This window comes from Candidatus Marinimicrobia bacterium CG08_land_8_20_14_0_20_45_22 (genome assembly GCA_002774355.1).
Lineage (GTDB): Bacteria > Fidelibacterota > UBA2242 > UBA2242 > UBA2242 > 0-14-0-20-45-22.
In genome coordinates this window covers 47,991-54,165 of the sequence record PEYN01000158.1, presented here as the reverse complement: position 1 = coordinate 54,165, position 6,175 = coordinate 47,991, and the positions used below count along the sequence as shown (strand labels likewise).

At 45.6% G+C, this 6,175-nt stretch carries 16 protein-coding genes; all 16 read left to right on the top strand.

Annotated features, from left to right (window positions below):
* A partial coding sequence (gene rplB / locus COT43_09390) for a 50S ribosomal protein L2 (protein PIS27721.1) occupies positions 1-327 on the top strand: 327 nt, incomplete at its 5' end.
* Positions 328-339: 12 nt separating this feature from the next.
* A complete protein-coding gene (locus COT43_09385) occupies positions 340-618 on the top strand; it encodes a 30S ribosomal protein S19 (GenBank protein ID PIS27717.1) in 279 nt (92 codons plus the stop codon).
* A 5-nt stretch (positions 619-623) separates the two neighbouring features.
* The gene (locus tag COT43_09380; GenBank protein ID PIS27716.1) at positions 624-998 is read left to right on the top strand and encodes a 50S ribosomal protein L22; all 375 of its coding nucleotides are present in this window, start codon (positions 624-626) and stop codon (positions 996-998) included.
* A gap of 11 nt (positions 999-1,009) precedes the next feature.
* The gene (locus tag COT43_09375; protein ID PIS27715.1) at positions 1,010-1,642 is read left to right on the top strand and encodes a 30S ribosomal protein S3; all 633 of its coding nucleotides are present in this window, start codon (positions 1,010-1,012) and stop codon (positions 1,640-1,642) included.
* A gap of 15 nt (positions 1,643-1,657) precedes the next feature.
* The gene (locus COT43_09370; protein PIS27714.1) at positions 1,658-2,077 is read left to right on the top strand and encodes a 50S ribosomal protein L16; all 420 of its coding nucleotides are present in this window, start codon (positions 1,658-1,660) and stop codon (positions 2,075-2,077) included.
* A 1-nt stretch (position 2,078) separates the two neighbouring features.
* Positions 2,079-2,318, top strand: coding sequence for a 50S ribosomal protein L29 (locus tag COT43_09365; protein PIS27713.1), 240 nt, complete (start codon positions 2,079-2,081; stop codon positions 2,316-2,318).
* Positions 2,315-2,578, top strand: coding sequence for a 30S ribosomal protein S17 (locus tag COT43_09360; protein ID PIS27712.1), 264 nt, complete (start codon positions 2,315-2,317; stop codon positions 2,576-2,578). Before COT43_09365 ends, COT43_09360 begins: the two co-directional genes overlap by 4 nt.
* 12 nt (positions 2,579-2,590) lie before the next feature.
* Positions 2,591-2,959 (top strand): 50S ribosomal protein L14, encoded by a 369-nt coding sequence (locus COT43_09355; GenBank protein PIS27711.1) that lies wholly within the window; start codon positions 2,591-2,593, stop codon positions 2,957-2,959.
* Positions 2,960-2,971: 12 nt separating this feature from the next.
* Positions 2,972-3,289, top strand: coding sequence for a 50S ribosomal protein L24 (locus COT43_09350; GenBank protein PIS27710.1), 318 nt, complete (start codon positions 2,972-2,974; stop codon positions 3,287-3,289).
* Between the two features lie 10 nt (positions 3,290-3,299).
* Positions 3,300-3,893: a 50S ribosomal protein L5 gene (locus tag COT43_09345; GenBank protein ID PIS27709.1), complete on the top strand. Its 594-nt coding sequence runs from the start codon at positions 3,300-3,302 to the stop codon at positions 3,891-3,893.
* 1 nt (position 3,894) lies between these two features.
* The gene (locus COT43_09340; GenBank protein PIS27708.1) at positions 3,895-4,080 is read left to right on the top strand and encodes a type Z 30S ribosomal protein S14; all 186 of its coding nucleotides are present in this window, start codon (positions 3,895-3,897) and stop codon (positions 4,078-4,080) included.
* A gap of 18 nt (positions 4,081-4,098) precedes the next feature.
* The gene (locus tag COT43_09335; GenBank protein ID PIS27707.1) at positions 4,099-4,497 is read left to right on the top strand and encodes a 30S ribosomal protein S8; all 399 of its coding nucleotides are present in this window, start codon (positions 4,099-4,101) and stop codon (positions 4,495-4,497) included.
* A 23-nt stretch (positions 4,498-4,520) separates the two neighbouring features.
* Positions 4,521-5,063: a 50S ribosomal protein L6 gene (locus tag COT43_09330; GenBank protein PIS27706.1), complete on the top strand. Its 543-nt coding sequence runs from the start codon at positions 4,521-4,523 to the stop codon at positions 5,061-5,063.
* A 10-nt stretch (positions 5,064-5,073) separates the two neighbouring features.
* Complete coding sequence (locus COT43_09325; GenBank protein PIS27705.1) at positions 5,074-5,448, top strand: 50S ribosomal protein L18; 375 nt, start codon at positions 5,074-5,076, stop codon at positions 5,446-5,448.
* A complete protein-coding gene (locus COT43_09320) occupies positions 5,393-5,974 on the top strand; it encodes a 30S ribosomal protein S5 (protein ID PIS27704.1) in 582 nt (193 codons plus the stop codon). Before COT43_09325 ends, COT43_09320 begins: the two co-directional genes overlap by 56 nt.
* Positions 5,971-6,174 (top strand): 50S ribosomal protein L30, encoded by a 204-nt coding sequence (locus tag COT43_09315; protein ID PIS27703.1) that lies wholly within the window; start codon positions 5,971-5,973, stop codon positions 6,172-6,174. The genes COT43_09320 and COT43_09315 overlap by 4 nt, the downstream gene beginning before the upstream one ends.
* The last annotated feature ends 1 nt before the right edge of the window (position 6,175 follow it).

Genomic DNA, 6,175 nt, shown 5'->3' with positions numbered 1-6,175 from the left:
GAAGGCAAGTATGTGACGTTAAAAATGCCTTCCGGTGAAATACGTTTGGTTTTTGAAGAATGCTACGCCACAGTCGGCGTTGTTGGAAACAAGACGCACGAGAACATTTCTTTAGGAAAAGCAGGAAGAAACCGCTGGTTAGGTCGCAGACCGAAAGTCAGAGGCGTCGCGATGAACCCGATCGATCATCCGATGGGCGGTGGAGAAGGAAAGAGCTCCGGCGGCAGACATCCCTGTACACCTTGGGGCAAACCAACCAAAGGATACCGGACGCGCAAGAAACGGAATCCGAGCAGTAAATTCATTGTAAAAAGACGGGCTAAATAGGGAGAGAGACGAATGAGTCGTTCGCTGAAGAAAGGACCATACATAGACGCCAAACTGTTGGTGAAAATTGAGCAGATGAATGCTTCGGGCAAGAAAAAGGTCATCAAGACTTGGGCCAGAAGATCGACGATTTCTCCCGAATTTGTCGGACAAACCGTCGCCGTTCATAACGGAAATAAGTTTATCCCGGTATTTGTTACGGAAAATATGGTAGGACATAAACTCGGTGAGTTTTCGCACACGAGAATATTCCGAGGACATGCCGGAGCAGAAAAGAAGGGTGCGAAGTAACGAATATGGAAGCAAAAGCCATCAGCAGACATATCAAGCAATCTCCGCGAAAAGTTCGCATGGTTGCCGACCTTGTTCGAGGGAAAGACGTTGAGACCGTGCTAAATCAGCTGCATTTTAGCAACAAAAGGGCGTCGGAGTGGGTTGAAAAAACCGTTCGATCTGCCGTTTCAAATCTCATGGCACTGGAGGGCGGCGCCGGCGTCAATCCGGAAGATTTATTCGTGAAGACAATTTTAGTCGATGCGGGCGCAACGGTAAAACGGTTTCGCGCCGGCTCGATGGGGCGCGCGTCGGTTATCCGGAAGCGCAGTAGTCACATTTCTGTAACCGTTGCCGAGAAAAAAGATAAAGTCGGCAAGAATCAAAAGAAAAAATAATCGGAGGTTTCTTGGGTCAAAAAACTCATCCAATAGGTTTTCGTCTGGGATTTAATAAAGATTGGAGCAGTAACTGGTTCGATGAAAAAAACTTTAAAGATAAACTGACGGAAGATATAATACTTCGCCGGTATTTATTAAAAAGAATCCCGAACGCCGGAATAGCCAGCATCGACATTCACCGGACTTCCAAAAAGATCACGATCACAATCAATACATCCCGCCCCGGCATTGTTATTGGAAAGAAAGGCGAGGAAGTCGATCTGTTGAAGCTGGAACTCCAAAAGATTACCAAGACGGATGTTCAAATCAATGTCAATGAGATCAAGAGACCTGAATTGAATGCTGTGTTAGTTGGTAACAATATTTCCGCACAGATCGTTAAGAAAGTGTCATACAGAAGGGCAATGAAAAAAGCCATTCAGGCAACCATGCGAATGGGAGCAGAAGGTATTCGTATTCAATGTAGCGGAAGACTCGGCGGTGCGGAAATCGCCCGCAGGGAAACCGCTCGTGAAGGTCGCGTTCCTCTGCATACTTTGCGCGCTGACATAGATTTTGCTTCGATTACGGCTCATACGACTTATGGATGTATTGGCATCAAGGTCTGGATTTGTAACGGAGAAACTTTTAAGAAAAAGTAATAAAGGAATTGAACAATGCTGGCACCTCGAAAAACAAAACATAGAAAACAGCACAGAGGCAGGATGAAAGGTGTTGCCAATCGCGGTAACGAAGTCTGCTTTGGGCATTTCGGTCTAAAAGCGCTGGAATGTGGTTGGATCGACAGCCGTCAGATCGAAGCCGTCCGCGTCGCAATTGCCAGAAAGGTAAGAAAACACGGAAAAATGTGGATTCGTATTTTCCCCGATAAGCCCGTCACCAAAAAACCGGCAGAAACCCGCATGGGAAAAGGCAAAGGCGCGCCCGAGTTTTGGGTCGCCGTCGTCAAACCCGGCAGGATTTTATTTGAAGTAGAAGTCGGCAATGAGACGGAAGCCAAAGAAGCCTTCGAAACAGGCGCTTTCAAATTGCCCATCAAGACAAAGATTGTCGCACGCAGAGAAGTAGGAGCGTAACGTGAAGAAAAATAAACTATCGGAATTATCCGTCGCCGAACTGGAAACGAAACTGAAAGACGATATATCGGCTCTCGAAAATCTTCATTTCCAGAAAGCGCTCCAGCAGTTGGAAAATCCTCTAAAGATTAAGGAAGTCCGGAAAGAGATCGCGCAAATCAAGACGGTTCTTCGCGAATTCGAACTGGGCAAACGAACAATCGACAAAAAGAGCAAACAAACACAGGAAATTGAAAAATGACGACACGAGAGAAAAGGAAAGTTATCACCGGCACCGTGGTGAGTAATAAAATGGACAAGACTATCGTCATTTCCGTAGAAAGAACCGTAAAACATGCAACTTATGGAAAATACGTCAGACGGACATCCAAGTTCTATGCCAATGATCCAGAAAACAAATGCGCCATTGGCGACGTAGTTAAAGTCGTTGAATCTCGACCGCTGAGCCGGCTGAAGAGATGGTCTTTGTTGGAAATCGTCAAATCAGCAGAGAAAGAGTAGGGTGAAAATCCAATGATACAGCAAGAAACAAGGTTGAATGTTGCAGACAACACAGGCGCTAAAAAAGTGCTTTGTATTCAGGTTTTAGGCGGTTCCGGAAGGAAATTCGGGTCGGTTGGCGATGTTCTGGTCGTGACGGTCAAGCAAGCGACGCCCGGCGGAATGGTGAAAAAAGGCGACAAGTCGCGAGCGGTCGTTGTTCGCACAAAGAAGGAAATTCGGCGAAAAGACGGTTCTTATATTCGCTTTGATGATAATGCGGTGGTTCTCATCGACAATAATTTAGAGCCAAAGGGTACTCGTATTTTTGGACCCGTCGCCCGAGAACTGCGAGAAAAGAATTATATGAAAATCGTCTCGATGGCACCCGAAGTGATTTAAAGGAGAATCAGGATGTTTCGTATTCGGAAAAATGACATGGTAAAAGTGACAACGGGAGAATCCCGCGGAAAGACTGGGAAAGTGCTAAAAGTTTTCCCCGATAAAAATACAGTTATCGTTGAAGGCGTCAGTTTTATCAAGAGACACATGCGCAAGAGCCAGAAAAATCCGCAGGGCGGAATCATCGAAAAAGAGGCGCCGATCAACGTTTCTAAGGTTATCCTGATTCATACGGACGAACCTACCAAAGTTGGTTACCGCTTCCTTAAGGATGGCAAAAAAGTGCGCTATTCTAAAAAAACAGACGAAGTAATCGACAGCATATCATAAGGAGTTGTCAGTGACGAAGAAGTCAGAATATAAACCCAGATTATACGAATTGTACGGAAAAGAGGTCGTTCCGGCATTGATTAAAAAGTTCGAGTACAAAAATGTCATGCAGGTTCCAAAACTTATCAAGATTACGATCAACGTTGGTATTGGTAAGAGCAAGGAAGACCCCGCGAGTCTCAAGAATTCCATTGAGGATATTCGCACGATAACAGGTCAGCACCCAATCACGACCCGTGCAAAGAAAGCGATCTCGAACTTTAAGATTCGCACCGGAGATCCGGTCGGATGCTCTGTAACGCTCAGACACGAAAGAATGTACGAATTTTTAGATAGATTGATCTCAACTGCCATCCCTCGCGTTCGCGATTTTTCGGGATTATCTGACAAATCGTTTGACGGGCGTGGAAACTATTCGATGGGATTGAAAGATCAGATTATTTTCCCGGAAATTGAGTATGATAAAGTCGATAAAATCCGCGGAATGAATATAACAATAACGACTAGTGCAAAGACGGATTCCGAGGCATACGAACTGTTGGCTTGCTTCGGATTCCCGTTCAAGAAGCGTGCCGCCGCATCGACTTCTGGGGAGAGAAATTGATATGGCAAAGAAATCTTTAATTGCGAAAGCAAAACGTAAGCCGAAGTTTTCAACGAGAAGCGTTAACAGATGCTCGATCTGCGGTCGTCCCAGAGGATATTATCGCAAATTTGGTCTTTGTCGCTTATGCTTCAGGGAATTGGCGCTCAAGGGCGAAATTCCGGGTATCACAAAAGCTAGCTGGTAAAACAGGAGTATTTTTAATATGCCAGTAACCGATTCAATTGCAGATTTTTTAACACGAGTCAGAAATGCTCAGGCGGCGAACCATCGCTGGGTGGATATTCCAGCGTCCAATTTGAAGAAGAAAATCGCTCTGATCCTGAAATATGAAAACTATATCAAGGACTTCATTCTGGTCAAGGATGGCAAACAGGGACTGATTCGTATTTATCTTAAATATCAGAAGACGGGCGAACCGGTCATCGAAGGGCTTGAGAGAATTAGCCGACCCGGCAGACGCTACTATGTGCCGTCATCGCAGGTTCCCCGCGTTGTCGGAGGATTGGGTATCGCCATCCTTTCCACGCCGCTGGGTGTTGTCACCGATAAAGTCGCCCGAAAAAACAATGTCGGCGGCGAAGTGCTTTGCTATATATGGTAATGATAGGTAGTAAGGAGTAAACAGTGTCTCGAATCGGAAAAAAACCCATTGAAATATCTAAAGGCGTAGATATCTCAATTCAAAATAACACGATCGATGCCAAAGGGCTGAAAGGGCAATTGCACTGGCAATACCCAACAGACATGACCGTAACGAAAACCGGAAATGAAATCATTGTAACCCGCCCCAGCGATAGTAAAACGCACAAGGAGTTGCACGGGCTGACCCGAATGCTGATTGCTAATATGGTTCAGGGTGTTTCTACCGGATTCACGAAGTTGCTGGAGATCGAAGGTATTGGTTTCTCTGTCGAATTAAGAGGGAAATCGCTTTTTATGAACGTAGGACTTTCACATCCGATTTTGTTTACGCCACCGGAAGGAATCACTCTTTCAGTGCCCAAGAATCTCAATATTCTGATTTCTGGCATTGATAAACAAAAAGTTGGACAGGTAGCCGCCAAATTGCGTCTCATCTGCCCGCCTGAACCTTACAAAGGGTTTGGTATTCGTTATCAGGGTGAACATATCCGGAGAAAAGCCGGCAAGAAAGTTGGAGTGAAATAGGGGTAACGGAATGGAAAATATCACTAGAGAAAAAGAATTCGCTCGGAATAAAAGAAGACGTCGGATCAGAAAAAATGTCCATGGCACGCCGGAAAAACCTCGGCTCGCCGTGTTTCGAAGTCTGAGCCACATTTACGCACAATTGATCGACGATACGAATCACACGTCATTTTTCTCGGTTTCGGACCTGACGCCCGAAATCAAAGAGAAAATTGCTAAGGGAACTAAGAAGATCGAAAAAAGTGCGCTCGTCGGACAGTATTTAGCCGAAAAGGCAATATCGAAAAAAATAACGAAGGTAGTTTTCGACCGGAGCGGATATAAATATCATGGTCGCGTCAAAGCCTTGGCCGACGCCGCCAGAAAAGCCGGATTGGAATTCTAAACTCGGGAGGAGTCAAGATTTGAAAACAGTCGATGCTACACAGCTTGAGCTGCTTGAAGAAAAAGTCGTAAAGATTAATAGAGTCTCGAAAGTGGTTACCGGAGGTCGCCGGTTCCGATTCAATGCCATCGTTGCGGTTGGCGACGGAAAAGGTCATGTTGGGATCGGATCCGGAAAGGCATTGGAAGTGACGACTGCCGTGGCGAAGGGAAAAGAAAGTGCCAAAAAGAGCATCGTGAAAGTGCCGGTTATCAATGGCACCATTCCTCACATGGTCACCGCTAAATTCGGTGCGTCGAAAGTGTTCCTCAAACCGGCAACGCCGGGAACGGGAATCATCGCCAGTGGCGCGATTCGCGCGATCATGGAGCAAGTGGGAATCAAAGATATTTTATCCAAATCGATCGGAAGCAATAACACTCACAATGTTGTGAAAGCGACGATGGTTGCTCTTGAAAAGTTAAGAGATCCATATTCCGTCGCTCACAAGCGAGAAAAGACGGTTCAGGAGATATTTGGTATATGAAAAAGAAAAGCGCAAATAATATGTTGAAAATTACGCAGATCAGAAGCGGAATCGATTATCGGGCGCGCGCCAAACGGACTTTAGAGGCACTGGGAATTCATCGGATGCACCAGACGGTCGTCCAACAGGACAATCCTGCCATTCGTGGAATGATCAATTCGATTTCACATTTATTAAAAATTGAAGAAGTCAAGGAATAGT

What these genes read in the sequence shown, in the direction of transcription:
- COT43_09385 (PIS27717.1), top strand. Translation starts at nt 340, where the DNA reads ATGAGTCGTTCGCTGAAGAAAGGACCATACATAGACGCCAAACTGTTG.
- COT43_09380 (PIS27716.1), top strand. Translation starts at nt 624, where the DNA reads ATGGAAGCAAAAGCCATCAGCAGACATATCAAGCAATCTCCGCGAAAA.
- COT43_09370 (PIS27714.1), top strand. Translation starts at nt 1,658, where the DNA reads ATGCTGGCACCTCGAAAAACAAAACATAGAAAACAGCACAGAGGCAGG.
- COT43_09360 (PIS27712.1), top strand. Translation starts at nt 2,315, where the DNA reads ATGACGACACGAGAGAAAAGGAAAGTTATCACCGGCACCGTGGTGAGT.
- COT43_09355 (PIS27711.1), top strand. Translation starts at nt 2,591, where the DNA reads ATGATACAGCAAGAAACAAGGTTGAATGTTGCAGACAACACAGGCGCT.
- COT43_09350 (PIS27710.1), top strand. Translation starts at nt 2,972, where the DNA reads ATGTTTCGTATTCGGAAAAATGACATGGTAAAAGTGACAACGGGAGAA.
- COT43_09340 (PIS27708.1), top strand. Translation starts at nt 3,895, where the DNA reads ATGGCAAAGAAATCTTTAATTGCGAAAGCAAAACGTAAGCCGAAGTTT.
- COT43_09335 (PIS27707.1), top strand. Translation starts at nt 4,099, where the DNA reads ATGCCAGTAACCGATTCAATTGCAGATTTTTTAACACGAGTCAGAAAT.
- COT43_09325 (PIS27705.1), top strand. Translation starts at nt 5,074, where the DNA reads ATGGAAAATATCACTAGAGAAAAAGAATTCGCTCGGAATAAAAGAAGA.
- COT43_09320 (PIS27704.1), top strand. Translation starts at nt 5,393, where the DNA reads ATGGTCGCGTCAAAGCCTTGGCCGACGCCGCCAGAAAAGCCGGATTGG.
- COT43_09315 (PIS27703.1), top strand. Translation starts at nt 5,971, where the DNA reads ATGAAAAAGAAAAGCGCAAATAATATGTTGAAAATTACGCAGATCAGA.